The 24,390-nt window shown below is 64.6% G+C and carries 26 protein-coding genes; 16 read left to right on the top strand and 10 right to left on the bottom strand.

Annotated features, from left to right (window positions below; genetic code table 11):
- The first annotated feature begins 20 nt into the window (after nucleotides 1-20).
- From RFM52_RS16475 to RFM52_RS16505, 7 genes are all read left to right on the top strand, one after another.
- Nucleotides 21-887 (top strand): SDR family oxidoreductase, encoded by an 867-nt coding sequence (locus tag RFM52_RS16475; RefSeq protein WP_320296721.1) that lies wholly within the window; start codon nucleotides 21-23, stop codon nucleotides 885-887.
- Nucleotides 888-912: 25 nt separating this feature from the next.
- On the top strand, nucleotides 913-1,104 hold the full coding sequence (locus tag RFM52_RS16480; RefSeq protein ID WP_320296720.1) for a twin transmembrane helix small protein: 192 nt from the start codon (nucleotides 913-915) through the stop codon (nucleotides 1,102-1,104).
- 19 nt (nucleotides 1,105-1,123) lie between these two features.
- Nucleotides 1,124-1,705 (top strand): cob(I)yrinic acid a,c-diamide adenosyltransferase, encoded by a 582-nt coding sequence (locus tag RFM52_RS16485; protein WP_320296719.1) that lies wholly within the window; start codon nucleotides 1,124-1,126, stop codon nucleotides 1,703-1,705.
- A gap of 21 nt (nucleotides 1,706-1,726) precedes the next feature.
- Nucleotides 1,727-2,530, top strand: coding sequence for a rhomboid family intramembrane serine protease (locus tag RFM52_RS16490; protein WP_320296718.1), 804 nt, complete (start codon nucleotides 1,727-1,729; stop codon nucleotides 2,528-2,530).
- 162 nt (nucleotides 2,531-2,692) lie between these two features.
- On the top strand, nucleotides 2,693-3,442 hold the full coding sequence (locus RFM52_RS16495) for an electron transfer flavoprotein subunit beta/FixA family protein (RefSeq protein WP_320296717.1): 750 nt from the start codon (nucleotides 2,693-2,695) through the stop codon (nucleotides 3,440-3,442).
- Nucleotides 3,443-3,465: 23 nt separating this feature from the next.
- Nucleotides 3,466-4,395, top strand: a complete 930-nt coding sequence (locus RFM52_RS16500; RefSeq protein ID WP_320296716.1) for an electron transfer flavoprotein subunit alpha/FixB family protein — start codon at nucleotides 3,466-3,468, stop codon at nucleotides 4,393-4,395.
- Between the two features lie 201 nt (nucleotides 4,396-4,596).
- Complete coding sequence (locus RFM52_RS16505) at nucleotides 4,597-5,475, top strand: 3-hydroxybutyryl-CoA dehydrogenase (RefSeq protein WP_320296715.1); 879 nt, start codon at nucleotides 4,597-4,599, stop codon at nucleotides 5,473-5,475.
- Between the two features lie 30 nt (nucleotides 5,476-5,505).
- On the opposite strand, the gene RFM52_RS16510 is transcribed toward RFM52_RS16505, so the two are convergent.
- The 3 genes from RFM52_RS16510 to RFM52_RS16520 form a co-directional block, all read right to left on the bottom strand.
- Nucleotides 5,506-7,410 (bottom strand): PAS domain S-box protein, encoded by a 1,905-nt coding sequence (locus RFM52_RS16510; RefSeq protein WP_320296714.1) that lies wholly within the window; start codon nucleotides 7,408-7,410, stop codon nucleotides 5,506-5,508.
- 229 nt (nucleotides 7,411-7,639) lie between these two features.
- Nucleotides 7,640-8,278 carry an NrsF family protein gene (locus RFM52_RS16515; RefSeq protein ID WP_320296713.1) on the bottom strand — a complete coding sequence of 213 codons (639 nt, stop codon included), beginning with the start codon at nucleotides 8,276-8,278 and terminating at the stop codon, nucleotides 7,640-7,642.
- Between the two features lies 1 nt (nucleotide 8,279).
- Nucleotides 8,280-8,816, bottom strand: a complete 537-nt coding sequence (locus RFM52_RS16520; RefSeq protein ID WP_320296712.1) for a sigma-70 family RNA polymerase sigma factor — start codon at nucleotides 8,814-8,816, stop codon at nucleotides 8,280-8,282.
- A gap of 204 nt (nucleotides 8,817-9,020) precedes the next feature.
- On the opposite strand from RFM52_RS16520, the gene RFM52_RS16525 reads away from it, so the two are divergent.
- The 5 genes from RFM52_RS16525 (at nucleotide 9,021) to RFM52_RS16545 (ending at nucleotide 13,707) form a co-directional block, all read left to right on the top strand.
- Complete coding sequence (locus tag RFM52_RS16525) at nucleotides 9,021-10,025, top strand: iron ABC transporter substrate-binding protein (protein WP_320296711.1); 1,005 nt, start codon at nucleotides 9,021-9,023, stop codon at nucleotides 10,023-10,025.
- Nucleotides 10,026-10,201: 176 nt separating this feature from the next.
- The gene (locus RFM52_RS16530; protein WP_320296779.1) at nucleotides 10,202-11,776 is read left to right on the top strand and encodes an ABC transporter permease; all 1,575 of its coding nucleotides are present in this window, start codon (nucleotides 10,202-10,204) and stop codon (nucleotides 11,774-11,776) included.
- Nucleotides 11,773-12,855 carry an ABC transporter ATP-binding protein gene (locus tag RFM52_RS16535; protein ID WP_320296710.1) on the top strand — a complete coding sequence of 361 codons (1,083 nt, stop codon included), beginning with the start codon at nucleotides 11,773-11,775 and terminating at the stop codon, nucleotides 12,853-12,855. Before RFM52_RS16530 ends, RFM52_RS16535 begins: the two co-directional genes overlap by 4 nt.
- A 181-nt stretch (nucleotides 12,856-13,036) precedes the next feature.
- Nucleotides 13,037-13,312, top strand: coding sequence for an AbrB/MazE/SpoVT family DNA-binding domain-containing protein (locus tag RFM52_RS16540; RefSeq protein ID WP_320296709.1), 276 nt, complete (start codon nucleotides 13,037-13,039; stop codon nucleotides 13,310-13,312).
- Entirely contained in the window at nucleotides 13,309-13,707 is a 399-nt protein-coding gene (locus tag RFM52_RS16545) for a type II toxin-antitoxin system VapC family toxin (RefSeq protein WP_320296708.1), read from the top strand. Before RFM52_RS16540 ends, RFM52_RS16545 begins: the two co-directional genes overlap by 4 nt.
- Before the next feature lies 1 nt (nucleotide 13,708).
- Here RFM52_RS16545 and RFM52_RS16550 read toward each other — a convergent pair whose 3' ends face one another.
- The 5 genes from RFM52_RS16550 to RFM52_RS16570 form a co-directional block, all read right to left on the bottom strand.
- Nucleotides 13,709-14,506, bottom strand: a complete 798-nt coding sequence (locus RFM52_RS16550) for a phosphodiesterase (RefSeq protein WP_320296707.1) — start codon at nucleotides 14,504-14,506, stop codon at nucleotides 13,709-13,711.
- Between the two features lie 22 nt (nucleotides 14,507-14,528).
- Nucleotides 14,529-15,638 carry a sn-glycerol-3-phosphate ABC transporter ATP-binding protein UgpC gene (gene ugpC / locus RFM52_RS16555; RefSeq protein WP_320296706.1) on the bottom strand — a complete coding sequence of 370 codons (1,110 nt, stop codon included), beginning with the start codon at nucleotides 15,636-15,638 and terminating at the stop codon, nucleotides 14,529-14,531.
- A 10-nt stretch (nucleotides 15,639-15,648) separates the two neighbouring features.
- Nucleotides 15,649-16,563, bottom strand: coding sequence for an ABC transporter permease subunit (locus tag RFM52_RS16560; RefSeq protein WP_320296705.1), 915 nt, complete (start codon nucleotides 16,561-16,563; stop codon nucleotides 15,649-15,651).
- Between the two features lie 8 nt (nucleotides 16,564-16,571).
- Entirely contained in the window at nucleotides 16,572-17,456 is an 885-nt protein-coding gene (locus RFM52_RS16565) for an ABC transporter permease subunit (RefSeq protein WP_320296704.1), read from the bottom strand.
- A 105-nt stretch (nucleotides 17,457-17,561) separates the two neighbouring features.
- Nucleotides 17,562-18,914: an extracellular solute-binding protein gene (locus tag RFM52_RS16570; RefSeq protein WP_320296703.1), complete on the bottom strand. Its 1,353-nt coding sequence runs from the start codon at nucleotides 18,912-18,914 to the stop codon at nucleotides 17,562-17,564.
- A 253-nt stretch (nucleotides 18,915-19,167) separates the two neighbouring features.
- On the opposite strand from RFM52_RS16570, the gene RFM52_RS16575 reads away from it, so the two are divergent.
- On the top strand, nucleotides 19,168-20,208 hold the full coding sequence (locus tag RFM52_RS16575) for an endonuclease/exonuclease/phosphatase family protein (RefSeq protein ID WP_320296702.1): 1,041 nt from the start codon (nucleotides 19,168-19,170) through the stop codon (nucleotides 20,206-20,208).
- A gap of 29 nt (nucleotides 20,209-20,237) precedes the next feature.
- Here the strand turns inward: RFM52_RS16575 and tlpA are convergent, their stop codons facing one another.
- Nucleotides 20,238-20,924, bottom strand: a complete 687-nt coding sequence (gene tlpA / locus RFM52_RS16580; protein WP_320296701.1) for a thiol:disulfide interchange protein TlpA — start codon at nucleotides 20,922-20,924, stop codon at nucleotides 20,238-20,240.
- Nucleotides 20,925-20,957: 33 nt separating this feature from the next.
- Between tlpA and argH the strand changes: the two genes are divergently transcribed.
- From argH to lysA, 3 genes are all read left to right on the top strand, one after another.
- Entirely contained in the window at nucleotides 20,958-22,358 is a 1,401-nt protein-coding gene (gene argH / locus RFM52_RS16585; protein ID WP_320296700.1) for an argininosuccinate lyase, read from the top strand.
- A 127-nt stretch (nucleotides 22,359-22,485) separates the two neighbouring features.
- Nucleotides 22,486-22,692 (top strand): lipoprotein, encoded by a 207-nt coding sequence (locus RFM52_RS16590; RefSeq protein WP_127253283.1) that lies wholly within the window; start codon nucleotides 22,486-22,488, stop codon nucleotides 22,690-22,692.
- Nucleotides 22,693-22,747: 55 nt separating this feature from the next.
- On the top strand, nucleotides 22,748-24,016 hold the full coding sequence (gene lysA, locus RFM52_RS16595) for a diaminopimelate decarboxylase (RefSeq protein WP_320296699.1): 1,269 nt from the start codon (nucleotides 22,748-22,750) through the stop codon (nucleotides 24,014-24,016).
- 21 nt (nucleotides 24,017-24,037) lie between these two features.
- On the opposite strand, the gene RFM52_RS16600 is transcribed toward lysA, so the two are convergent.
- Nucleotides 24,038-24,340: an ArsR/SmtB family transcription factor gene (locus tag RFM52_RS16600; RefSeq protein WP_320296698.1), complete on the bottom strand. Its 303-nt coding sequence runs from the start codon at nucleotides 24,338-24,340 to the stop codon at nucleotides 24,038-24,040.
- Nucleotides 24,341-24,390: the final 50 nt, after the last annotated feature.

Consider the following 24,390-nt stretch of genomic DNA (forward strand, 5'->3'; position numbering starts at 1 on the left):
ATGGGAAGTGATTGCGGCAAATGGCAACCCCGGTTCAGACAACGTCCACCGTCGCGAAACAGTTGCGCACCGTCATCGTCACCGGGGCCTCGTCCGGCATCGGCGCCTATTGCGCGCGGGCGCTGAAGGCGGAAGGCTGGCGGGTCTTCGCCACGGCGCGCAAGCCGGCCGACATCGCAGCCCTCGAGGCCGACGGCTTGGAGGCCTTTTATCTCGACTATCGTGAGCCCGAATCCATCGCGGCATTGGTCGAGGCGATGCTTGAACGCACCGGTGGCACGCTTGATGCGCTGTTCAACAATGGCGCCTACGCCCAGCCCGGCGCCGTCGAGGACCTGCCGGTCGCCGCACTTCGCGAACAGTTCGAGGCCAATGTCTTCGGCTGGCACGATCTCACCCGGCGCGTCGTGCCGGTCATGCGCCGCCAGGGGCACGGCCGCCTCGTCCACTGCTCCTCGATCCTCGGCCTGGCTCCGGTTCGTTTCAGGGGCGCATATTCGGCCTCCAAGCACGCCATCGAAGGCCTGATGCTGTGCATGCGCCAGGAGCTCGAAGGCAGCGGCATCCACCTTTCGCTCATTGAACCCGGACCGGTGATATCGAAGATCGCCAGCAACGGCCTGCCCTGGTTCCTGAAAAACATCGATGTCGAAAATTCCGTCCACCGCGCCGACTATCAGGCGCAGCTCGCAAGGCTTCAGGCAGGCGGCAGCGTGTCGAAGCTGAAGCCGGGACCGGAGATCGTGCACAGGGCGCTCCGCCACGCGCTTCTGTCACAGCGCCCGCGCCCGCACTATGTGGTAACGGTGCCGGCTAAGATCGGCGCGGCGCTAAAACGCGTCCTGCCGGCGTCCTTGCTCTACCGCGTGCTCGCCAGGCGCGCCTGACCGAACCCGAACCGGAGCCAGCCAGATGCTCATCGCCTTGAAGATCCTCGCTGTCATCGCCATGGCCGCCGTGGTGATCGTGCTGGTCCGCGGCCTGATCAACATGATGCGCGGCGGCTCGGGCATGACCTCGAACAAGCTGATGCAGGCGCGCATCATGCTGCAGGCCGTGGCCTTGGGGCTGCTGTTGCTGGTGGTCTATTTCACGCGCAAATAGGGCGGTTCAGGGGGATCGCGTGGTCAAGCTCAACAAGATCTACACCCGCACCGGCGACGACGGCACGACAGGGCTGGGCACCGGCGAGCGGCGGCTGAAATCCGACCTGCGCGTCGATGCCTACGGCACCGTCGACGAGGCCAATGCCTGCATCGGCATGGCCCGCATCCATACCGGCAGCGAGCATCCGGCGATCGACGCCATGCTGTCGCGCATCCAGAACGATCTGTTCGATCTGGGAGCCGACCTCGCCGTGCCGGACGACGGCAAGCCGCTGGAATACGAGCCGCTGCGCATCGTCGCCGCCCAGACCAGCCGCGTCGAACAGGACATCGATCTCATCAACAAGGAGCTGCAGCCGCTGAAATCCTTCGTGCTGAACGGCGGCACGCCGGCCGCGGCCGCGCTCCATCTGGCCCGCACCGTGGCGCGCCGCGCCGAGCGCCTCATGGTGGCGCTGGCACAGGATCCGGCCGAGCACGTCAACCGCGAGGCGCTCAAATACATCAACCGTGTCTCGGACTTTCTGTTCGTCGCCGCCCGCGCGGTCAATGACAATGGAAAGGCCGACGTGCTATGGGTGCCCGGCAAGAACCGCTGAATTTAGGGGCGGGAGGGTCCGATGTTCATCCCGCTTTACGACACCAACAGGCTGCGCCACATCCGCCTCCAATATGTGACGATCGGCCTGATCGTGGCGAATGTGCTGGTCTATCTGGCGACCACGATTGGCGGTGAAAACTTCAACAATGCCGCGGTTCTCGGCCTCGGCTTCATCCCGTCGGTGGTTCACGACAAGGTCGAGCTGTCGCCTGAATTCGTCATCATCCCCGAAAGCCTCAGCTATCTCACCTACTCGTTCCTGCATGCCGATATCTTCCATCTCGGCGGCAACATGCTGTTCCTCTGGGTGTTCGGCGACAATGTCGAGGATGCGCTCGGCCACATACGCTATCTGATCTTCTATCTCGCCTGCGCCGTCGCCGGTGCCTTCTTCCAGGGGCTGGTGGCCTGGGATTCGGAAACGCCGCTGATCGGCGCCTCGGGCGCCATCGCCGGCGTCGTCGCCGCCTATCTGATCCTCTACCCCCGGGTGAAAGTCTGGGTGTTGGCCTTTGCCCGCATTCCGTTGCGTATCCCGGCCTTCATCCCGCTGATCCTGTGGATCCTGTTCCAGGTCGTGATGTTTGCCGCGGGCGGCGAGGACCAGATCTCCTGGGCCTGCCATATCGGCGGCATCATTGCCGGATCGATCCTGGTTCTGGTACTGCGCAGCCGGGGCGTACCGCTGCTGGCCGGCGCCGACGGCGAGCCGGTCCCGACGCCCAACGTCCAGCAGCCGCCTGTTCCCGTCGAACCGGCCGCTGGCGATCCGACGCAGCCGGCGTCGCAATGGGGCCGTGGAGCAGCAACGCCCCGCGACTGAACCGATTTGGGTGTGTCGTGGGATATTGACGCGCCGATTTGCCGCCACTACGGAAACGGCACCGCTGGGCGGATATTCCGCCCGTAATGTCGGCTTTCGACAACTCTGACAGGGCGCACGCTGGTATAGCGCCCCGACTATCTCAGGAGAGGTGACAGGAAAATGAAGATCCTTGTGCCCGTGAAGCGGGTTGTGGATGCCAACGTCAAGGTCCGGGTGAAGGCCGACGGATTGGGCGTCGAGCTTGCCAACGTCAAGATGGCGATGAACCCGTTCGACGAGATCGCGGTCGAGGAAGCGATCCGCATCAAGGAAGCCGGCAAGGCGGAAGAGATCATCGTTGTTTCGGTCGGCCCGCAGCAGGCGCAGGAGACGCTGCGCACCGCCCTCGCCATGGGCGCCGACCGAGCCATCCTGGTCAAGACCGACGAACAGACCGAGCCGCTGGGCGTCGCCAAGGTGCTGAAGGGCGTGGTCGAGGCGGAGAAGCCCGGCCTCGTCATCCTCGGCAAGCAGGCGATCGACGACGATTCGAACCAGACCGGCCAGATGCTGGCGGCGCTGCTCGGCTGGGCGCAGGGCACCTTCGCCTCCAAGATCGTGCTTGAAGGCGACAAGGCCAAGGTGACGCGCGAAGTCGATGGCGGCCTGCAGACGGTCGAGCTGAAGCTGCCGGCGATCGTCACCGCCGATCTTCGCCTCAACCAGCCGCGCTATGCCTCGCTGCCCAACATCATGAAAGCCAAGAAGAAGCCGCTCGACGAGAAGAGCCCGGCCGATTACGGCGCCGACGTCAAGCCGCGCCTCAAGGTGATCAAGACCGAGGAGCCGGGCGGCCGCAAAGCTGGCGTCAAGGTCAAGAGCGTCGCCGAGCTCGTCGAGAAGCTGAAGAACGAAGCCGGCGTGCTCTGAGCGGTCAGGAAAGGACAAAGAAAATGGCAATTCTCCTCATCGCCGAACACGACAACGCAACCCTTTCCGACCAGACGGCCAAGGCGCTGTCGGCCGCTCTCCAGATCGGCTCCGACGTCGACGTGCTGGTGGCCGGCAAGGGCGCCAAGGGCGCGGCCGACGCCGCCGCCAAGCTGAAGGGCGTCCGCAAGGTGCTGCTGGCCGAGGCCGACGAGCTTGCCGAGCGTCTCGCCGAGCCTACGGCGGCTCTCGTAGTGTCGCTTGCGGGCGGCTACGACACGATCATCGCGCCGGCCACCTCGTCGGGCAAGAATGTCGCGCCGCGCGTGGCGGCACTCCTCGACGTCGCCCAGGTCTCCGAGATCATCGAGGTCGTCTCGCCGGATACCTTCAAGCGGCCGATCTATGCCGGCAACGCCATCCAGACGGTGCAGTCGACCGACGCAAAGAAGGTCGTCACCGTGCGCACCGCGTCCTTCTCGGCGGCGCCGGAAGGCGGCTCGGCCTCGGTCGAAACGGCCAACGCCGCCGCGAACCCCGGCCTCTCCTCCTTCGTCGAGAACAAGCTTTCCGAGAACGATCGTCCCGAGCTGACCTCGGCCAAGATCATCATCTCGGGCGGCCGCGCGCTCGGCTCCTCGGAGAAGTTCCAGGAAGTCATCCTGCCGGTCGCCGACAAGCTCGGCGCCGCTGTCGGCGCCTCCCGCGCAGCGGTCGACGCCGGCTACGCGCCGAACGACTGGCAGGTCGGCCAGACCGGCAAGGTGGTCGCGCCCGACCTCTACATCGCCGTCGGCATCTCCGGCGCCATCCAGCACCTGGCCGGCATGAAGGATTCGAAGGTCATCGTCGCCATCAACAAGGACGAGGAAGCCCCGATCTTCCAGGTTGCCGACTACGGCCTGGTCGGCGATCTCTTCGTCATCCTGCCGGAACTGCAAAAGGCGCTTTGACGCCGCCAGTCCTGGCATATTAAAATCCGAAGGGTGGGGTAGACGAAGTCGCCCCGCCCTTTTAGTTTGCACTGCACAAAAAGCGGGCCATCAAGGCCCGGAGCTAATCCGGCGGTTTTGCGCCCGGATTGCGGGAAATAAACAAATAGGAGCGTTTCCGCGCTTCAAAGAAGCGGAAATGCTCCGGACGGGATCGGGGTAATGAGCAAGATCGAGACGATCGGCATTGTCGGCGCGGGTCAGATGGGTGGCGGTATCGCCCATGTCTCGGCGCTGGGTGGCTACAAGGTGCTGATCCACGACGTGTCGCCCGACCGCATCGAGAAGGGCATCGCCACCATCAGCGGCAACATGGCCCGCCAGGTCGGCTCCGGCAAGCTCGAGGAAAAGGCTCGCAACGAAGCAATGGCGCGCATCTCCGCCGCACCGGCCATGGCCGACCTCGCGGCCGCCGACCTGGTGATCGAGGCGGCGACAGAGGACGAGACGGTCAAGCGCAAGATCTACGCGCAGCTCTGCCCGCAGCTCAATCCGGAAGCGATCCTGGCGACCAACACCTCGTCGATCTCGATCACCCGGCTAGCCGCCCAGACCGATCGTCCCGAACGCTTCATCGGCATTCATTTCATGAACCCGGTGCCGGTGATGAAGCTGGTCGAGCTGGTGCGCGGCATCGCCACCGAGGACCACACCTTCGAGACCGCCAAGACCTATGTGAAGCACCTCGACAAGACGATCACCGTTTCCGAGGATTTCCCGGCCTTCATCGTCAACCGTATCCTGTTGCCGATGATCAACGAGGCGATCTACACGCTTTATGAAGGCGTCGGCACGGTCGATGCCATCGACACCGCCATGCGGCTCGGCGCCAACCATCCGATGGGACCGCTGCAGCTTGCCGACTTCATCGGCCTCGACACCTGCCTGTCGATCATGCAGGTGCTGCATGAGGGCCTGTCGGATTCGAAATACCGCCCCTGCCCGCTCCTGGTGAAATATGTCGAAGCCGGCTGGCTCGGCCGCAAGACCGGCCGCGGCTTCTACGACTATCGCGGCGACCATCCGGTGCCGACGCGCTGATCTTGCCCGGCTGAAGGCTTTCGGCGCGGCTCAGGACGCCGCGGCGAGCGGCAGAGGCGGCACTTCTTTCGAGATTTCGTCGGACGAAGCTTCGTCGGGCGCAGCGGAAACGCAGCCGCGGCCGGCCGCTTTGGCGGCATAGCAGGCGGCGTCGGCGCGGGCGATGATCTCGTCCACTTCGCCGCAACCGGCCCGGATCGGCGCGAGCCCGATGCTGGCCCCGATCGAATGCGAGCGCCCGTCCCAGCTGAAATTGAGGTTGCGGATGGCGTCGATGACCGAGCGCGCCGCGATCGGTCCGCGCGCCGCGGCGCCCGATTTGAGGAGGACGGCGAATTCGTCGCCGCCGAGCCGCGCGACGATGTCTTCCGGGCCGAGCACGTTGCGCAAGGTATCGGCCACGCTCTTGAGCAGCGCATCGCCCGCGGCATGGCCGCCGGTGTCGTTGACCGCCTTGAAATGATCGAGGTCGACGAACATGAACTGATGCTCGCCGCCATTGCGGCGGCACTGGTCGACCAGCTCCTCCATGGTGCGGATGAAGCTCGAGCGGTTGGCGAGCCCGGTCAGCGCGTCATGGGTGGCGGCGTAGGCCAATTGGCGCTGCAGAGCGCGCGCGTCGGTGAAATCCTGGAAGACGATGACGAGACCGCAGAACTCCTCGCGGTCGTTCATGATCGGCGACACCACCTGGCGGATGCTGCAGCGCGTATCGTCGCGCCGCACAAGAACCGCGCGTGTGTTCTGGTCGCAGTGCGGGCGTTCGCTCGCCGAAGGACGCGTCAGGCCGATCCTCTGCCCGCTTTCCTCGTCGACGGCCCAATAGACATGGCCGAGCACCTTGCCCATGGCCTCGCCGACCTCGACCCCGGTGAGTTTTTCGGCGACCGGGTTCATGAAGGTGACGCGGTTGGCGGCATCGGTGCAGATCACCGCGTCGCCGATCGACTGCAGCGTCACCCGGAGACGCTCCTTTTCGTCGGCCAGCATTGCCGCCGAGACCATCAGCCGCGCTTCGGCCTCCTTGCGCTCGGTGATATCGGTCAGGCTGCCGATGGCCCGGACCAGACGGCCCTCGCCGTCGCGCTCGATCGCCTTGCCGCGGTCGAGGATCCAGACCCAGTGGCCGTCCTTGTGCCGCATCCGGAACTCCGCCTCGAAGAAGGCCGTCTCACCGGCAAGATGCGCGCGATCCGCCTCGGCGACGCGTTCGCGATCGTCGGGATGGATCATCGCCAGCCAGCGGTCGGGATCGCCGTCGAGCTCGCCGTCGGCATAGCCCAGCATCTTCACCCAGGTTTCGGAATAGGTCGTGCCACCGTTGCGCATGTCGAGGCTCCAGATGCCTTGTCCGGCACTGGTGAGCGCGAAATTCCATCGGGTCTCGGCCTCGGCGATGCGCGCCTCGGCCTGCTTGCGCGCGTCGATATCCTCGATCTGCGATACCAGGTAAAGCGGCTTGCCGGTGTCCTCGTCGCGGATGACCGAGCCGGCAAGCTGCGCCCAGACCGGGGTCCCGTCTTTCCTGAGGTAGCGCTTTTCGAAATGGTAGGAGCTGATCCGGCCTTCCCGCACATTCATCATCGTCTCGCGACCGATCGAAAGATCGTCCGGATGCGTGATCTGCGGAAAGGACAGCGCCTCGATCTCCCCGCGGCTGTAGCCCAGCATCGCGGCGAAGGCTGGATTGGCCTGCTTGATGCGCCCGTCGAGACCGACGATGGCGACGCCGATCGCCGAATCCTCCATGGCGCGGCGGAAGCGCTGCTCGCTCTCGGCGATCTGACGGCGGTCATCGACGATGCGGTGAATGAACAGCGCCGACAAAAACAGCGTCGCGGCGGTGATGGCGACGGATATCTGCAGGCAGAGCCTCAGCGCGTCGGCGCCCAATTCAAGGCGCGGCAGCAGGATCGACGCGGCGGTGACAACCATGCCGACCGCCAGCAGACCTTGCGCAGCGTGCCCGTCGGCACGGAGCCCTTTCCAGTTCAACCACGCCACAATGCGATCCCACCCAATACGCACGTTGCCACAACCCTGGCGGATCGGTTTTAAGGAATGGTTGCGTGGACGGCGGCGATCCCTCCGCTAACCGGCAAACAATTGCCGGCATGATTAAGGTACCGTTTCCAAACCGTACCAAAGGATCGGTGCGCGTCGGCTACCAGCGCACGAAAAGCCGCCCGCCGATGGCCCCGAGCAGCGTGAGGAAGGCGATCGCGATCGTATACCAGGTGGCGACGAAGAGCGGCGAATCGTCGAAGCAATGCGCGGCATAGAAGGTTGCCGCGAGCCCGCCCGCAAGCAGGCCGGCGACCGCCCCCGCAAGCACCGGCCGGGTCGGCGCGCCATAGCGCAGCATGCCGAGGAAGATCGCCAGCGGACCGATGCCGATCAGCGGGATGAAGGTCATGCAGATCATCATGTTCGAGCCGACGAGCCGCTTGCCCCAATCAGCCTGGGGCACGACAAACAGCTCAAGGACCACCGCCAGCACGACCAAGAGCGGCGCGGCAATCATCCAGGCCATCGCCCGCCTGGTCGAAGCACCCGGCATCGACAGCGCGCGGATCAGCGCGAAGGCGCTGACGGCGAGCACCAGCGTGAACACGAATTTGGACATGAAGCGCATCGTGTGCATGGCCGGCATGATGTCGGGACGCGGCCCGATGGTGGCAAAGAAGACCGCCGCCGCGATCGTCACGGCCACGCCGACCGCCAGCCACCAGGCCTTGCCCATCGGCATCGCCTTGTCGCGGGCATCGGCGTCGAGCGCCTTGATGAGATCCTCGGTCCTCATGTCACTGTCGTCCAAATCTTTTGGCGATCGCGGCGAGGCCGCGATGCAGCGACACCCGCACCGCCGTCTCGCTGATGCCGAGCTTGGCCGCCGTCTCGCCGATCGACTGCCCGTCGACCGAGATCGAGGAGACCACAGAGCGCTGCGCCGCCGGCAACCCGTCGAGCGCCCGGTTGATGTCGCGCTCGCTGACCGTTTCCGTCTCCGGCTCGGCGAAGGTTTCGGCGATCTCGTCGATCTCGACCTCGATGCGCCGCCCGCGCCGGCGGAACGCGTCGATCAGCTTGAAGCGGGCGATCGCATAGACCCAGGGCAACACCGGCGCATCCGACCGCCAGGTGTGGCGTTTGACATGAATGGCCAGCAAGGTTTCCTGCACGACATCCTCGGGGTCGACTCCGCCCTGAACGATCTTGCGCCGGACAAAGCCGCGAACGAGGGCGGCGATCCGGTGCAGAAAGTCGGCATAAGCCCTTTCATCTCCCGCGATCGCGGCCCTGAGCAGCCGGGAAAGCTCGGCCTCGTCCTTGCCGGTCACAAGAGTTTACCCCCGATGTTCGCGTCTCGGCCCTGGTTTGTTACGTGGCCGACGAAATAATGTCCAAGCCAAACTACCGCAAAATCACGAAAGTTTGCGGCACGGCGACCGGTTGAAGCAGGGTCACAATGTTGACTACAATAATCAGGTATTGATAGGTGCAGCCGTGCCCGAAACCCTGTCTCCAGATTTGAGGACGATGTCATGAAGATTGCCCTTTCCACGCTCGCCGGCGCCGCGCTGGCGCTCGGCCTGATTTCCGCCCCGGCCATGGCCGAGGATCAAGGCATCATCGTCTACAATGCCCAGCATGAGAGCCTCGCCAAGGAATGGGCCGCGGGCTTCACCAAGGAAACCGGCATCAAGGTCACGCTGCGCAACGGCGGCGACAGCGATTTCTCCAACCAGATCGTCGCAGAGGGCGCGGCCTCGCCAGCGGACGTATTCCTGACCGAGAACTCGCCGGCCATGGCGCTGGTCGAGGCGGCCGGCCTGTTCGCGCCGGTCGACGCCGATACGCTGGCCCAGGTTCCGCAGGAATACCAGCCGTCGAGCGGCAAGTGGGTCGGCGTCGCCGCCCGCAGCACCGTCTTTGCCTACAACAAGGACAAGCTCAAGGAAGACCAACTGCCGAAGTCGCTGCTCGATCTTGCCGATCCGGGCTGGAAGGGCCGCTGGGCCGCCTCGCCGTCCGGCGCCGATTTCCAGGCGATCGTCAGCGCGCTCCTTCAGATCAAGGGCGAAGCCGCCACCGCCGACTGGCTGAAGGCGATGAAGGCGAACTTCACCGCCTATAAGGGCAACTCGACGATTATGAAGGCGGTCAATGCCGGCGAGATCGAAGGTGGCGTGATCTACCACTATTACTATATCGGCGATCAGGCCAAGACCGGCGAGAACAGCAAGAATGTCGGCCTGCACTATTTCAAGAACCAGGATCCGGGCGCGTTCGTCTCGGTGTCGGGCGGCGGCGTGCTGGCTTCCAGCAAGCATCCGAAGGAAGCCCAGGCGTTCCTGAAGTGGGTGACCGGCAAGGGCGGCCAGGACGTGCTGAAGACCGGTACCTCGTATGAATATGCCGTCGGCAAGGGCGACGAATCCAACCCCAAGCTCGTGCCGTTGGCCGACCTGCAGGCGCCGAAAGTCGATCCGGCGACGCTGAATTCCAAGAAGGTCATCGACCTGATGACGCAAGCCGGCTTGCTTTAGTTCACGTTCGTCCTAAAAGGGCGAACGACCGTGCTCCCGCGGCAATTCGCCATCCGCGGGAGCGTTTTTGTTTGGAGATCGCTGCGTCGAATGACGATCGGCTGCGCCTCGAGCCGCTTACGCGGCTTATCAGATCGCTTCCGCCATACGGCGCCGGCGACATGGTGGCGCGCCTGATGCAGTCGGCGATAGACATGATGCCGGCAAAACTGCCTGCGGCCGGGATGAAGAAGCGCCGGTCCACCTCTTGGATCACGCTCGCCGCCGCCCTGATCGCGCTTATCGCGCTGCTGCCGCTCGCCTTCATCGTCTGGGTCGCGATCCAGACCGGCTGGGACACCGTAGTGGCACTGATCTTGCGGCCGCGCGTCGGCGAATTGCTGGTCAACACCGTGCTCCTCGTCGCCGTCACCGTGCCGATCGCCATCGTGCTCTCGGTGGCGCTGGCCTGGCTGACCGAACGCAGCGACCTGCCGGGCAACCGCTGGTGGTCTTGGCTTTCGGTCGCGCCGCTCGCCATCCCTGCTTTCGTTCACAGCTATGCTTGGATCAGCTTCGTTCCGGGCCTGCACGGGCTGTGGGCCGGCGTGCTGGTCTCCGTCATCGCCTATTTCCCGTTCCTCTATCTGCCGATCGCCGCCGCGCTGCGTCGGCTCGATCCGGCGCTGGAGGATGCGGCCGCGGCGCTTGGTCTTGATCCGTGGCGGGTTTTCGCGCGCGTCGTGCTGCCGCAGCTCAGGCTCGCCGTCTGCGGCGGCTCACTGCTGGTCGGCCTGCATCTTCTGGCCGAATACGGCCTCTATGTCTTCATCCGTTTCGACACCTTCACAACCGCGATCGTCGACCAGTTCCAGTCGACCTTCAACGGCCCGGCCGCCAACATGCTGGCCGCCGTGCTGGTGGTCTGCTGCCTTTTCCTGCTCGCCCTCGAGGTGATGGTCCGTGGCGAGGAACGCTATGCGCGTGTCGGTTCCGGCGCCGCACGCCAGCAGCAGCGCGCTCGCCTCGGCCGCGCCACCTTGCCCTGCCTGCTTTTGCCGGCGGGCGTCGCGCTGCTGTCGCTCGGCGTGCCCTTCGTCACGGTCGGCCGCTGGCTGCTCGCCGGCGGCACCGATGTCTGGCGTTGGGACGAGATCGGCCTGGCGCTCGGCCAGACGCTGTTCCTCGCCATTGCCGGCGCGGTGCTTGCAACGCTGGCCGCCATGCCGATGGCCTGGATCTCGATCCGCGCGCCGGGGCCGCTGCAGCGCCTGCTCGAGAGCTGCAACTATATCGTCGGCGCGTTGCCGGGCGTGGTCATCGCGCTGGCGCTGGTGACGATCACCGTGCGCGTCGCGCTGCCGCTCTATCAGACGCTGTTCACCATCCTGTTCGGTTACGCGCTGATGTTCCTGCCACGGGCGCTGATCAGCCTGCGCGCCTCGATCGCACAGGCGCCGGTGGAGCTGGAACGCGCCGCTTCCAGCCTCGGCCGGTCGCCGGTCAAGGCGCTGTGGTCGACGACCATACGCCTGTCGGCGCCGGGCGCGGCGGCCGGCATGGCGATGGTGGCGCTCGGCATCACCAACGAGCTCACCGCCACCCAGATGCTGGCACCCAACGGCACCCGCACCCTGGCGATGGCCTTCTGGTCCTACAGCGGCGAGATCGACTACGCCTCCGCCGCCCCTTACGCGCTGATCATGGTGGCGATGTCGTTGCCGATGACCTGGTGGCTCTACGTCCAATCGAAGCGGATGGCCGGACGATGAGCTTTCTCGAACTCAGCGGCGTCGCGAAAAACTACGGCCCGGTGGCGGCGCTCGCCGGCGTCGACCTTAAGGTGGAAAGCGGCAGCCGCACCGCGATCGTCGGACCGTCCGGCTGCGGCAAGACCACCTTGCTCCGGCTGATCGCCGGCTTCGAGGCGCCGGACCGCGGCCGTATCGCGCTCGACGGCAAGGTGCTCGCCAATGGTGGCGCGGCCGTGCCGGCGCATCGCCGCGGCATCGGCGTGGTGGCACAGGACGGCGCCCTGTTCCCGCATCTCAGCATCGCCGACAATATCGGTTTCGGCATGGCCCGCAGCGAGGACAAGCGCATGGAGCGCATCGTCGAGCTCGCCTACATCGTCGGGCTGGACAAGGCGATCCTGAAGCGGCGGCCGCACGAGCTTTCCGGCGGCCAGCAGCAGCGCGTGGCGCTTGCCCGCGCCATGGCGATGAAGCCCAGGCTGATGCTGCTCGACGAACCTTTCTCGGCGCTCGACACCGGGCTTCGCGCCTCGATGCGCAAGGCGGTGGCCGAGCTTCTGGAAGAAGCGGGCATCACCACCATACTGGTCACGCACGACCAGGCCGAGGCGCTGTCCTTCGCCAGCCAGGTGGCGGTGATGCGCGAAGGCCTGTTCTCGCAGGTCGGCACGCCGCGCGAGCTCTATTTCCAGCCCAGGGACAGGATGGTCGCCGAGTTCCTCGGCGACGCCATCATCGTGCCGGCCAGGATCGCGGACGGCTTTGCCGTATCGCGGCTCGGCCGCATCGCGGTCGACACCAAGGAACGGCGCGATGTTGCGCGCATCATGCTGCGGCCCGAGCAGGTCCTGCTCAAGCGGACCTCGCGCGAAGGCATGTCCGGCACGCCGGACATGCTGTTCGGCGAAGTGACGGACTGCGAGTTCGCGGGCTCGGTCTGCACCGTCGCCGTGCGGCTGCTCAACAGCCCGGATCCGCCCGATGCCGCCGCCATCGGCAACACGCCGCTCGTCCTGCGCAGGACAGGCATGGACGCGCCTGCTGTCGGCGAGATCGTGCGCCTCACCGTCACCGGCAAGGCGCATGTGTTTGCTTGATCTCCGTCTTGAGAATAATGCAATTATGCATTATTTTTAGCGCTAGAGCAATTCCTGGAAAAGTGTGAGCGGTTAAGTTCGGCGTCTTCGCCGTAACCTTCCGTCAGGAATTGCGTCAAAACAGGAGATAGAGTGGTTCGCCGTTTCCGTGAAACGGTGAACCGCTCTAGCAGGCCACATCATGACGACATTGACGGTTACAGCACGAGGCCAGGTCACATTCCGGAAGGACGTGCTCAAGCACCTCGGCATCCAGCCCGGCGACAAGATCAGGCTTGATCTTCTACCCGGTGGGCGAGCGGAGCTGAAAGCTGACCAGGGCAAGGGCTCCTGGCAAGAGCTGAGCGGAATGCTCAAGGGCAAAACGAACGGCGCACGGCTTTCGATCGAGGAGATCAACGATGCGATCGCCGACGCCGGCGCTTTGGGCGGGATGCGCGGTATCGAGCGCAAGTGAAGATCAGCCTCGACACCAACGTGCTGTTGCGCCTTGTCGTCGGGGATGACCCAACGCAGCAACAGAAAGCAGCCCAGGCCCTGGAGGGGGCCGAATTGGTCGCGATCAGCGTTCAAGCGCTCTGCGAGTTTGTTTGGGTGCTGGATAGAAGTTACCGGGTTGCACGGCCTGATATATCCGCCTCGATCCGCCGCATCCTCGACATGCGCAACGTCGTGGCCAACCGCCCAACGATCGAAGCGGGCCTGGCCGTGCTCGACGCCGGTGGAGATTTCGCCGATGGCGTGATCGCGTTCGACGGTCAGTGGCTCGGTGGCGAAACCTTCGTGTCTTTCGATAGGAAAGCGATCAAGCTGGTCGAAGGACAGGGAACGCCCACACTGTTGCTTGAGTGATCTACCGCACCCGCTGCCCCGTCGCCGGCGACCACAGCGGCCATTGCTCCAGGAAATCGTGGCTGTGGATGACGACGCGAGTGCCGTCGATCAGGATGATCGAATAGGCGGGCGGCGCCTGCTCGACCACCTCATCGCCGACCAGGTCGAGCATGAAGCGGGCATGCAGGCCGCGCTGCACCGAGAACGGAATGCCGGCGATGGTGCCGGCGATATCGCGGTGGACATGGCCGAAGAAGACGTAGCGGACATTGCCGTGGCGGGTCAGCACATCGAGGAGCCGCTGCGGCTGTTCGAGGCCCAGCGGGTCGAGCAATGTAAGCCCGAGCTCGACCGGCGGATGATGCAGGAAGATATAAGCCGCCTTGCCCGCCGTCTCGCCAAGCCGTGCATCGAGCCAGCCAAGTCGGTTGTCGCACAACTCGCCGGTGACGCGGCCCTCCGCCAGGCTGTCGAGAAAAACCAGGCGCCCTTCCGGCGTGTCGAAAACCGACTGCGCGAAGCCGTTGCCATCGGTTCCATTCTCGGGAAAGGCGGCGATGAGATTGGCGCGCCGGTCGTGGTTTCCGGGCAATAGACGGTAAGGCACGGTGAGCCGGCTCAGCGCCGCCTTCAGGTCGGCATAGCTCTCGGCCTCTCCGTCATCGGTCAGGTCGCCGGTGAAGATGCACAGCGTGGCATCTCCATGCCGCGCATTGATATGATCGATGCATCGATCGAGTCGCTCATTCAGGTTCGCGCCGTAGCGCATCTCGCGCCGACGACCGAGATGGACGTCGGTGACGTGGATGATTTTCATTGCATGAACCCTCAAATCAAATTCACAACGTCGCCGGGGCCGGTTCCGGCACCGAAGCCTTGAACACGTCGAGCCTGCCACCCGTCTCCGAGGAGAAGAAGTGCAGGTCCGATTCGGCGAACTGCAGGCCGACCGTGCTGCCCGGTTCGGGGTGGACGGTCTCCGACGTCACGATGGAGAACGGCGCACCGTCGAGATCGACATAGATGACGCGGCCGGCGCCCAACTCCTCGATGAGGTCGACGCTCGCCGTGAGCGCCCCCGGCGTGCCCGGCGCCACCATGCGTACCGCCTCCGGCCGGACGCCGACCGCGACTTGCGCGCCGACGGGCAGGCCCGTGCGCGACACGTTGAGCTTGCGGCTGTCGCCCAGCAATGACAGGCCGTCGAGCGTGACGGTCCCTTCGAGCATGTTCATCGCCGGCGCGCCGACGAAGGTGGCGACGAAGCGGCTTGCCGGCCGGCTGTAGACTTCCGCCGGCGTGCCGACCTGCTCGACGCGGCCGCCATTCATCACCACCAGCCGGTCGGCCAGCGTCATCGCCTCGACCTGGTCATGCGTGACGAAGACCGAAGTGGCGCTGAGGCGCCGGTGCAGCTTGCGGATCTCGGAGCGCATCTGCACCCGCAGCTTTGCGTCGAGATTGGAGAGCGGCTCGTCGAAGAGGAACACCTTCGGCTCGCGGATCATGGCACGGCCCATGGCGACGCGCTGGCGCTGGCCGCCGGACAGTGCCATCGGCTTGCGGTCGAGCAGGTGCTCCAGCTCCAGGACGCGCGCCACCGCCTGGATGCGCTGGGTGCGCTCGGCCGACGCAACTCCGGCCACCTTCAGCGAATAGCCGATGTTCTGCGCCACGCTCATATGCGGATAGAGCGCGTAGTTCTGGAACACCATGGCGCAACCGCGCTCACGCGGCTCGAGCTTGTTGACCACCGTGCCGTCGATCGCGATCGTGCCGTCGGAAATCTCTTCCAGCCCCGCGATCATCCTGAGCAGCGTGGACTTGCCGCAACCGGACGGACCCAGGATGACGACGAACTCGCCCGAGGCGAAGTCGAGGTCGACGCCGTGCACGACCTGCGTCTTGGCGTAGTTCTTCTTGACGCCGCGAATGGTTATGGAGGCCATTTTTGTCTCCCTATTTTTCGGTAGCGATCAGGCCGCGCACGAACCAGCGCTGCATCAGCACCACGACGATCAGCGGCGGCAGCATGATGATCAGCGTGCCGGCCATGGCGATATGCCATTCCGGCGCGCCGCCGACATTCGGGATGAGCTGCTTCAGCTCGGTCACCGCCATCGCGTGCGACTGGTCCGTGGTGATAAGCAGCGGCCACAGATACTGGTTCCAGGCCCACAGGAACATGATGGTGCCGAGCGCCGCCATGTTGTTGCGCGACAGTGGCAGAAGGATATCGACGAAGAAGCGCAGCGCGCCGGCGCCGTCCATGCGCGCGGCCTCGGTCAATTCGTCCGGCACGGTCAGGAAGAACTGCCGGTAAAGGAAGGTGCCGGTGGCGGTCGCAATCAACGGCAGGATCAGGCCGCTATAGGAATTGAGCAGTCCCAGGCTGAGCTGGACCTGAACGCCGGACACCTTCTCGATCACCCAGGACAGCCCTGTCAGGTCCATGATCGTCTGATAAGGCTCGAGCACGTTGGCGACCACCGCGTAGGTCGGCACGATGCGCACTTCCAGCGGCAGCATCAGCGTGATGAAGATCAGCCAGAAGATCAGCATGCGGCCGGGGTAGCGGAAATAGACGATCGAGAAGGCGGTCAACGCCGAGATGATCACTTTGCCGGCGGCAACGCCGAACGCCATGATGAAACTGTTCAGCAGCTTCGGGCCGAGATCCGCGGTCGTCCACGCTGTCTTGACGTTGACCCAGAAATCGCTGCCCGGCAGCAGCGACATCGGCACGTCGTTGACGTCCTTCAGATTGTGCGAGGCGGCAATCGCCACGATGACGAACGGCGCCACGCAGAATACAAAGCCGACGAACAGGATGAGATGCGTGAAGAAGTTGAGGATCGGGGTGCGTTCGACCATGGCCCGCCTCAACGATAGTGCACGCGCCGCTCGATGAAGCGGAACTGGACGATGGTGAGAGCGATGATGAGCAGCATCAGGATGATGCTCTGCGCGGCCGCGCCTGAATAATCCAGGCCTTTGAAGCCGTCGGAATAGATCTTGTAGACCATCAGATTGGTGGCGTTGGCCGGCCCGCCGGCGGTCATGATGTCGACGATGCCGAAGGAATCCTGAAAACTCTCGGTGATGTTGATGACCAGCAGGAAGAAGATCGTCGGCGTGATCAGCGGGAATTGGATATCCCAGAAACGCCTGATGACGCCGGAGCCGTCCATCGCCGCCGCCTCGATCAGCGAACGCGGGATCGCCTGGAAGGCGGCGAGGAAGAAGATGAAATTATAGCCGACATATTTCCAGGAGAAGGCGATGATGACAGAGGCCATCGCGTCGGCGCCGTCGAGACCGGGATCCCAGAAGCCCGGCCAAACCTTATTGACGACGGCCATGAAGCCGGCTTCCGGCGCCAGGATGAAACGAAAGGCCAGCGCCAAAGCGGGCGCGGCGATGCCGTAGGGCCAGATCAGCACCACGCGATAGAGCCATGAGCCGGCAAGTTGCCGGTCGGTCAGGGCGGCGAGCACCAGCGCGATGACCATCGCAAGGCCCGTGCTGATACCGGCGAAGATCATGCTGGCGGTGATGGAATTCCAGTAGTCGGCGTTGGACAGGATCGAGCGGAAATTGTCGAGCCCGACCCAGATGTTGCCGCCGCCCCAGGGCTGCTGCAGCGTCAGCGACCAGTAGACCGCCTGGCCGGCCGGCCAGTAGAAGAAGGTGAAGATCAGCAACAACTGCGGCACCGCGAACAGGATGCCGATCGTCCATCTGCCGAAAGTGACGCGTTTTTCCATCGATCCGCCGATGCAGTGGAACCATCAGCCCGCCTTCGCGGGACAAACTAGATATGAAATGGCCGCCCGTCGAATCTCGACGGGCGGCCGTTCCGCTATCCGGGATCAGGGCAGGGTCTTACCCGGATAGGTCTGCTGGAAGCGCTCGAGGATCGCGTCGCCATTCTTGACCAGAGTGTCGAGGCCTTCCTGCACGCTGACCTTGTTGGCGAAGATCGCCTGCATCTGCGTGCCGAACTCGGCGCGGATCTGGGTGAAGTTGCCGAGGCGGACGCCGCGGGTGATCTCGGTCGGCTCCGACGCGGTCAGGCTCTCGATCGCGACTTCACGGCCCTTGTAGGGGGCCTTGTCGTAGAAGCCGTTGGACTTCATGAAATCGAAGCCCGACTTCGTCACCGGAATGTAGCCGGTGTTGGTCGACCAGAACAAAGCGGTCTTGGGGTCGTGGATGAAGTTGAGGAAGGCCGCCGCGCCCTTGTATTCGGCGTCCGACTTGCCCGACAGCACCCACAGCGAAGCGCCGCCGACCAGCGAGTTCTTGCGCTCGGTGCCGGCATAGACCGGCAGCTCGGCGACGTCCCAGTTCATGCCTTCCTTCTGGGTGCGGCCGACCGTGCCGTGATCGCCGACCGAGGTCAGGATGAGCTGGCAGGTGCCGGTGGCGAAGGCCTGCACCATATCCTGGCCGAGGTCCTTCGACTTGATCTTGACCAGGCCGGCGTCATACCACTTCTTGAGGTCAGTAACGTACTGGACGAACTTGGTCTTGTTGACTTCCAGACGCGCGTCGAGACCGTCATAGCCGTTGTTCTTGGTGGCGACCGGCTGGTTGTGCAGCGCCGAGAACTGCTCCATCAGCTGCCAGCTTTCATTGGCCGAGATGTTGATCGCCATCGGGCAATCATAGCCTGCGTCCTTCAAAGCCTTGAGGTCGGCGCCGACGTCTTCCCAGGTCTTGGGCGCTTCGGTCTTGCCGATCTTGGCGAAGGCGTCCTTGTTCCAGTACATCAGCGCCGTCGACGAGTTGAACGGGAAGGACAGCATCTCGCCCTTCGAGGTCGCGTAGTAGCGCGCGATGCCGGGGAAATAGTCGCTGTAGTCGATCTTGTAGCCGTTCTCTTCCATCAGCTTGTCGGCGGGCTTGTAGGCGCCCGACAGCATCATGGTGGCGGTGCCGACGTCATAGACCTGGACGACGGTGGGCTGCTTGCCGGCCCGGAAAGCGGCGATCGTGTTCTGCAGCGTGGCGTCGTAATTGCCCTGGCTGGTGCAGACGACTTCGTAGTCCTTCTGGGAATCGTTGAAGTTCTTGCACAGCGTATCGACGACGCGGGCGAGATCGCCCGAAAGACCGAACCAGAAGTCGAATTTGACCGGCTCCGCAAAAGCAGGAACCGCAAGCGCGGTGCTGAGCGCGCCGGCGGCAAGGGCAGCGAAGCCCCGCTTGATGATCGTCATGGTTTTTCCCTCTTGAATGGCAGTGTGACAAGGGTTTTGCGCAAGTCCTTGCCCGCTCTCATAGAGAAGGTATGTGACAGTTCTGTTGTGCCCCCTGGATCGGCAGGCGGCCACTGTGGACAGCCAGTCTCTCCTCCCCTGGCAGCGGTCGCGCCGGCATGAAAACGTCACATCGGCGCTCTAGGAAGCTAGGGCGCCTCGAAGCGGCGAAAAGACCTACCGTGATTAACCGGCTAAATGGATGACAAGAGACATGCTGGTCCCGCAGCTCACGCACGTGCCCGTCGCCGCCCGCAACGCCATGCGGGACGGGCCCCGCGACAGCGCCACCCATCTGCGCCATGCCGCCGCCGTTCCCGCCCTCGGTGAAATCGAGATCGGCGGCCAGGCGTCGCGTGGGAGCGCCGGCGAGAGCCTGACCGTGCTGGCCTGGAATGTCGAGCGGCTGCGTCATGTCGATGCCATCGCCGCAACGATCGCCGGCCGGGCGCCGGACGTCGTGCTGCTGTCGGAGGTCGACAAGGGCATGGCGCGCTCCGGCAACGGCCATCTGTTGAGCCGGCTTGCCGATCGCCTAGCTCATTCCTACGCCTATGGCGTCGAGTTCCTGGAACTCGGCACCGGCAACGAGACGGAGCAGGCGGCAAATGGCAGCGCTGAGAACAGCGAGGGCTTCCACGGCAATGCCGTAACCAGCGCCGTTCCGCTGCTGCGGCCTTTTCTCATTCGCCTGGACGCCGCCGGCGCCTGGTTCCTGCCGGAGCACGGCCAGCCGCGCATCGGCGGCCGCATGGCGCTTGGCGGCCAGGTGATGGTCGGCGACCATCGGGTCACCGTCGCTTCGGTGCATCTCGAAAACCGCACGACGCCAGCCGGCCGCGCCGACCAGACGCGCCATCTGCTCGACGCCATCGACAGATATGACGCGGATGCGCCGGTCCTCATCGGCGGCGATTTCAATACGCTGACCGCCACCTATCCGGAACGCAATGACGATCCCGCCGCTTGGCTAGAGCGCGTCGCCGCCGAGCCGGACCGGCTGATGGATCCGGAGCGTCATGAGCCCTTGTTCGCGGTGTTTGCCGAGCATGGCTACGACTGGAAGACGGCCAATGCTTTCGACAAGCCCACCCAGCGGCGCGCGGCCGGCGATTTGACGCCTGCCGGTCATATCGACTGGTTTTTCACCCGCGGCCTCACGGCAAGCGCGCCGGCGACGCTGCCGGCGGTGTTGCCGGACGGCAGCCCGAGCGCCGATCACGAGGCGTTGGTGGTGACGGTGCGGGTGAAGTAACGGTCATCGGATGGGCACCGACCCGGCGGTCACGGTCCCACGGCCGCTTCCACCAGCCGCTTGGCGTCGGGGCTCGACCATTCGGCCGGGCCGTTCATATGCGCGATCAGGCAGCCTTCGCCATCGATCAGCATGGTGACCGGAAGCCCGAGCGCCAGCCCGCGCGTCTTCACTTCATTGAACAGCGCGATCGTCGGATCCCGGTAGAAGCCGAGCGTCTCGACGCCGATCTCCTTGAGGAACTTCTTCGGCTTCGTGTCGTCGCCGGTATCGACATTGACCGCGACGACCTCGAAGGCATTGCCGCCCTTTTCCTTCTGCAGCGCATCGAGGGCGGGCATCTCGGCGCGGCACGGCGCGCACCATGTCGCCCACAGATTGAGCAGCACCGTCTTGCCGGCATGATCGGCCAGCGTCATCGGCTTGCCGTCGGGGCCGTTGAAGGCCAGGCTCTTCAGCGATTGCGGCGGGTCGGCCGGCTGCAGGGCCGCGACCTGGCCGACGGCCTTCGCGGCGATCTGCTTGGCGCGCCCGGCCTTGGCCGCGCAGGCGGCATCGTCCTTGCCGGCGGCCGCGGCGACCTTCCCGGGGGCAGCGTTGTTGCCAGAACCGCTCTCGCTGACATATACCGCGACCGCGCCGGCCAGCACGCCCGCCACCAAAGCGGCAAGGATGAGGCGCGTAGCCGGAAAAAAGAATCTCTTGCCGTCTGCCATTTTCAAAACTGCTCCGGAGCACGGGTTATAGCGATGAGCGACAAGAAGGCCAGCAACCAGATGTGGGGCGGACGTTTTGCCTCGGGTCCGGCCGCGATCATGGAAGCCATCAACGCGTCGATCGGCTTCGACCGCAAGCTCTATGCGCAGGACATAGGCGGATCGATCGCCCATAGCCAGATGTTGGCTGAAACGGGCATTATTTCGGCGGCAGATCAAGAAAAAATCGCTCACGGGCTGAACACGATCCTGAAAGAGATCGAGGCCGGCACGTTCGAATTCTCGACCAAGCTGGAAGACATCCACATGAATGTCGAGGCCCGCCTTGCCGACCTGATCGGCGCGGCGGCCGGACGCCTGCACACCGCCCGCTCGCGCAACGACCAGGTGGCGGTCGACCTGAGGCTCTGGGTCAAGCAGGAGTGCCAGCGCGTCGCCCAGGCGTTGAAGGATCTGATCGCCGCGCTCCTGGAACGCGCCGAGGAGCATGCGGCGACCGTCATGCCCGGTTTCACCCATATGCAGGCCGCGCAGCCCGTGACTTTCGGCCACCATTGCATGGCCTATGTCGAAATGTTCGGCCGCGACCTCTCGCGCGTCAACGACGCCATCGAGCGCATGGACGAAAGCCCGCTGGGCGCGGCGGCCCTTGCCGGCACCAGTTTCGGCATTGACCGCCACATGACCGCCAAGGCGCTGGGCTTCCGCGAGCCGACGCGCAATTCCCTCGACAGCGTCTCGGATCGCGATTTCGCGCTCGAATTCCTGAGCCTCGCCGCGATCTGCGCGACGCACCTCTCCAGGCTCGCCGAGGAGATCATCATCTGGTCGACGCCGCAATTCGGCTTCATCCGCCTGTCGGATTCCTTCTCCACCGGCTCCTCGATCATGCCGCAGAAGAAGAACCCGGACGCCGCCGAACTGGTGCGCGGCAAGACCGGCCGCGTCAACGGCCATCTCATCGGCCTGCTGACCGTGATGAAGGGCATGCCACTGACCTACGGCAAGGACATGCAGGAAGACAAGGAAGCGGTTTTCGACGCCGCCGAGACGCTCGACCTGATGCTGGCGGCGACCGCCGGCATGGTGCGCGACATGAGCGTCAACGCCGCCGCCATGAAGAAGGCCGCCGGCGCAGGTCACGCCACCGCGACCGACCTTGCCGACTGGCTGGTGCGCAATCTGGGCCTGCCCTTCCGCGAGGCTCATCATGTCACCGGCCGCGCCGTGGCGCTCGCCGAGGAGAAGAAGGTCGGGTTGGAAAAGCTCTCGCTGGAGGACCTGCGTTCGATCCATCCCGGCATCACTGACGGCATCTTCTCGGTGCTTGCCGTGCAGAATTCGGTGAAGAGCCGCACGAGCTTCGGCGGCACCGCGCCGTCGGAAGTGCGAAAGCAGGTCCGCTACTGGAAAAAGCGTCTCGACAAAGCTTAGTGCATGTCGCCGAGAAGTGTGCAGCGGTTCTGGGACAACGACATGCATCAAAACAATTGCCGGGATGCAAAGCGCTGAAAACTCGGCTAAAAGCGCAGCACGCAATCAGTTTCGAACGGATGGATCGATGACCCGTAGCAGGATTTTGGTGACGCTCGCGCTGCTGGCGGCGGTTGTCACCGTCACGGCCTGCGGCAGGAAGACCGGCCTCGACACGCCCTATGAGGCGGCGGAGCAGGCGCGCAAGGATGCGGAAAAAGCCAAGCAGCCGGTGCCGCCCGAGCCGGAAAAACCGGTCAAGGACAGGAAGTTCATCCTCGATCCCCTGCTCTAGAGCCGATGAGATCGACCCGATCTCATCGAGCTTCAACTTTTCGGAACCGGACCCTGTGAACCATTTCGATTACCGCGACGGCGTTCTCCATGCCGAGGATGTCGCCATCCCTGATATCGCAGCCGAGGTCGGCACCCCCTTCTATTGCTATTCGACGGCGACGCTGACCCGGCATTTCCGCGTCTTCAGGCAAGCTTTTTCCGGCCTCGACGCTCTGGTCTGCTACGCCATGAAGGCGAACTCCAACCAGGCCGTGCTGAGGACGCTGGCCAGGCAGGGCGCCGGCGCCGACGTCGTCTCCGAAGGCGAATTGCGCCGCGCCCTGGCCGCCGGCATCCCGGCCAACAAGATCCTGTTTTCCGGCGTCGGCAAGACCGCGCGCGAGATGGACTTCGCGCTTTCCGCCGGCATTCTCTGCTTCAACGTCGAATCCGAGCCCGAGCTGGAGCTTTTGTCGGCGCGCGCCGTGGCGCTCGGCAAGCTGGCGCCCATGTCGCTGCGCATCAATCCGGATGTCGATGCCAGAACGCACAAGAAGATCTCGACCGGCAAGGCCGAGAACAAGTTCGGCATTCCGTGGCAGCGCGCGCGGCAGGTCTATGCCCGTGCTGCGCAACTGCCGGGCATCAAGGTGACCGGCATCGATACCCATATCGGCAGCCAGATCACCGAATTGCGGCCGTTCGACGATGCCTTCGCGCTGCTGGTCGAACTGGTCGGGGCGTTGCGCGCCGACGGACATGCCATCGAGCATGTCGATCTCGGCGGCGGTCTCGGCATTCCCTACCGCGTCGACAACAGCCCGCCGCCGCTGCCCGACGCCTATGCCGAGATCGTCAGGAAGCACGTCACCAGGCTGGGCCTGAAGGTGATGTTCGAGCCCGGCCGCCTGATCGTCGGCAATGCCGGCATCCTGGTGTCTGAGGTCATCTATGTGAAGGAGGGCGACGCCAAGAACTTTCTTGTCGTCGACGCCGCCATGAACGACCTGATCCGGCCGACGCTCTATGACGCCTTCCACGACATCAAGCCGGTGGTGCAGCCACCCGCTTCCACGCCGCGCATGAAGGTCGACGTCGTCGGCCCGGTCTGCGAGACCGGCGATTTCATCGGCCTCGACCGCGACCTGCCGAAGCTGAAGGCCGGCGACCTGATCGCCGTTTCCACCGCCGGCGCCTACGGCGCGGTGCAGGCCGGCACCTACAACACCAGGCTTCTGGTGCCCGAGGTTCTGGTCGACGGCGACCGCTTCCATGTCGTGCGGCCGCGCCAGACCTATGAGGACCTGCTCGGACTGGATTCGGTCCCCGACTGGCTGAAGTAGCGCGCCTGACGAAGAGCTAGTCTAGATCTTCTCTTGGATCAGCGCCTTGGCCTCGGCGATCCGGCCCTCGTCGCGGCGATAGAAGATCCATTGCTTGGTGCGCTTGGTGCTGAGCAGGCCGGCCTGGGTCAGCACGCGCATGTGCTCGCTCAGCGTCGCCTGGGTGATGCCGAGCTTTTCGGCGATCAGCAGCGCGCAGACACCGTCCTCGACCAGGTCGCCATCGGCCTGGCGCGGAAAATGCGCGCGCGGATCCTTGAGCCAATCGAGGATCTGCAGCCTGCGCTCATTGGCGATCGCCTTGAAGATGTCGACCTCTTGCATTTAGCCATTTTGCTAAGTTACTAATTGAAGTCAATCCCGAGGAGCAGGTC

Source organism: Mesorhizobium humile (assembly GCF_033977215.1).
GTDB classification, from domain to species: domain Bacteria; phylum Pseudomonadota; class Alphaproteobacteria; order Rhizobiales; family Rhizobiaceae; genus Mesorhizobium; species Mesorhizobium humile.

Excerpts from the sequence above, each read along its gene's own strand:
- RFM52_RS16575 (WP_320296702.1), top strand. The coding sequence starts at position 19,168 with ATGCTGGTCCCGCAGCTCACGCACGTGCCCGTCGCCGCCCGCAACGCC.
- RFM52_RS16570 (WP_320296703.1), bottom strand. The coding sequence starts at position 18,914 with ATGACGATCATCAAGCGGGGCTTCGCTGCCCTTGCCGCCGGCGCGCTC.
- RFM52_RS16550 (WP_320296707.1), bottom strand. The coding sequence starts at position 14,506 with ATGAAAATCATCCACGTCACCGACGTCCATCTCGGTCGTCGGCGCGAG.
- RFM52_RS16510 (WP_320296714.1), bottom strand. The coding sequence starts at position 7,410 with ATGGTTGTCACCGCCGCGTCGATCCTGCTGCCGCGCCTTGAATTGGGC.
- RFM52_RS16600 (WP_320296698.1), bottom strand. The coding sequence starts at position 24,340 with ATGCAAGAGGTCGACATCTTCAAGGCGATCGCCAATGAGCGCAGGCTG.
- RFM52_RS16505 (WP_320296715.1), top strand. The coding sequence starts at position 4,597 with ATGAGCAAGATCGAGACGATCGGCATTGTCGGCGCGGGTCAGATGGGT.
- RFM52_RS16530 (WP_320296779.1), top strand. The coding sequence starts at position 10,202 with ATGCAGTCGGCGATAGACATGATGCCGGCAAAACTGCCTGCGGCCGGG.
- RFM52_RS16525 (WP_320296711.1), top strand. The coding sequence starts at position 9,021 with ATGAAGATTGCCCTTTCCACGCTCGCCGGCGCCGCGCTGGCGCTCGGC.
- ugpC (WP_320296706.1), bottom strand. The coding sequence starts at position 15,638 with ATGGCCTCCATAACCATTCGCGGCGTCAAGAAGAACTACGCCAAGACG.
- argH (WP_320296700.1), top strand. The coding sequence starts at position 20,958 with ATGAGCGACAAGAAGGCCAGCAACCAGATGTGGGGCGGACGTTTTGCC.
- RFM52_RS16560 (WP_320296705.1), bottom strand. The coding sequence starts at position 16,563 with ATGGTCGAACGCACCCCGATCCTCAACTTCTTCACGCATCTCATCCTG.
- RFM52_RS16540 (WP_320296709.1), top strand. The coding sequence starts at position 13,037 with ATGACGACATTGACGGTTACAGCACGAGGCCAGGTCACATTCCGGAAG.
- RFM52_RS16495 (WP_320296717.1), top strand. The coding sequence starts at position 2,693 with ATGAAGATCCTTGTGCCCGTGAAGCGGGTTGTGGATGCCAACGTCAAG.
- RFM52_RS16590 (WP_127253283.1), top strand. The coding sequence starts at position 22,486 with ATGACCCGTAGCAGGATTTTGGTGACGCTCGCGCTGCTGGCGGCGGTT.
- RFM52_RS16480 (WP_320296720.1), top strand. The coding sequence starts at position 913 with ATGCTCATCGCCTTGAAGATCCTCGCTGTCATCGCCATGGCCGCCGTG.
- RFM52_RS16475 (WP_320296721.1), top strand. The coding sequence starts at position 21 with ATGGCAACCCCGGTTCAGACAACGTCCACCGTCGCGAAACAGTTGCGC.
- RFM52_RS16500 (WP_320296716.1), top strand. The coding sequence starts at position 3,466 with ATGGCAATTCTCCTCATCGCCGAACACGACAACGCAACCCTTTCCGAC.
- tlpA (WP_320296701.1), bottom strand. The coding sequence starts at position 20,924 with ATGGCAGACGGCAAGAGATTCTTTTTTCCGGCTACGCGCCTCATCCTT.
- RFM52_RS16565 (WP_320296704.1), bottom strand. The coding sequence starts at position 17,456 with ATGGAAAAACGCGTCACTTTCGGCAGATGGACGATCGGCATCCTGTTC.
- RFM52_RS16515 (WP_320296713.1), bottom strand. The coding sequence starts at position 8,278 with ATGAGGACCGAGGATCTCATCAAGGCGCTCGACGCCGATGCCCGCGAC.
- RFM52_RS16490 (WP_320296718.1), top strand. The coding sequence starts at position 1,727 with ATGTTCATCCCGCTTTACGACACCAACAGGCTGCGCCACATCCGCCTC.
- RFM52_RS16535 (WP_320296710.1), top strand. The coding sequence starts at position 11,773 with ATGAGCTTTCTCGAACTCAGCGGCGTCGCGAAAAACTACGGCCCGGTG.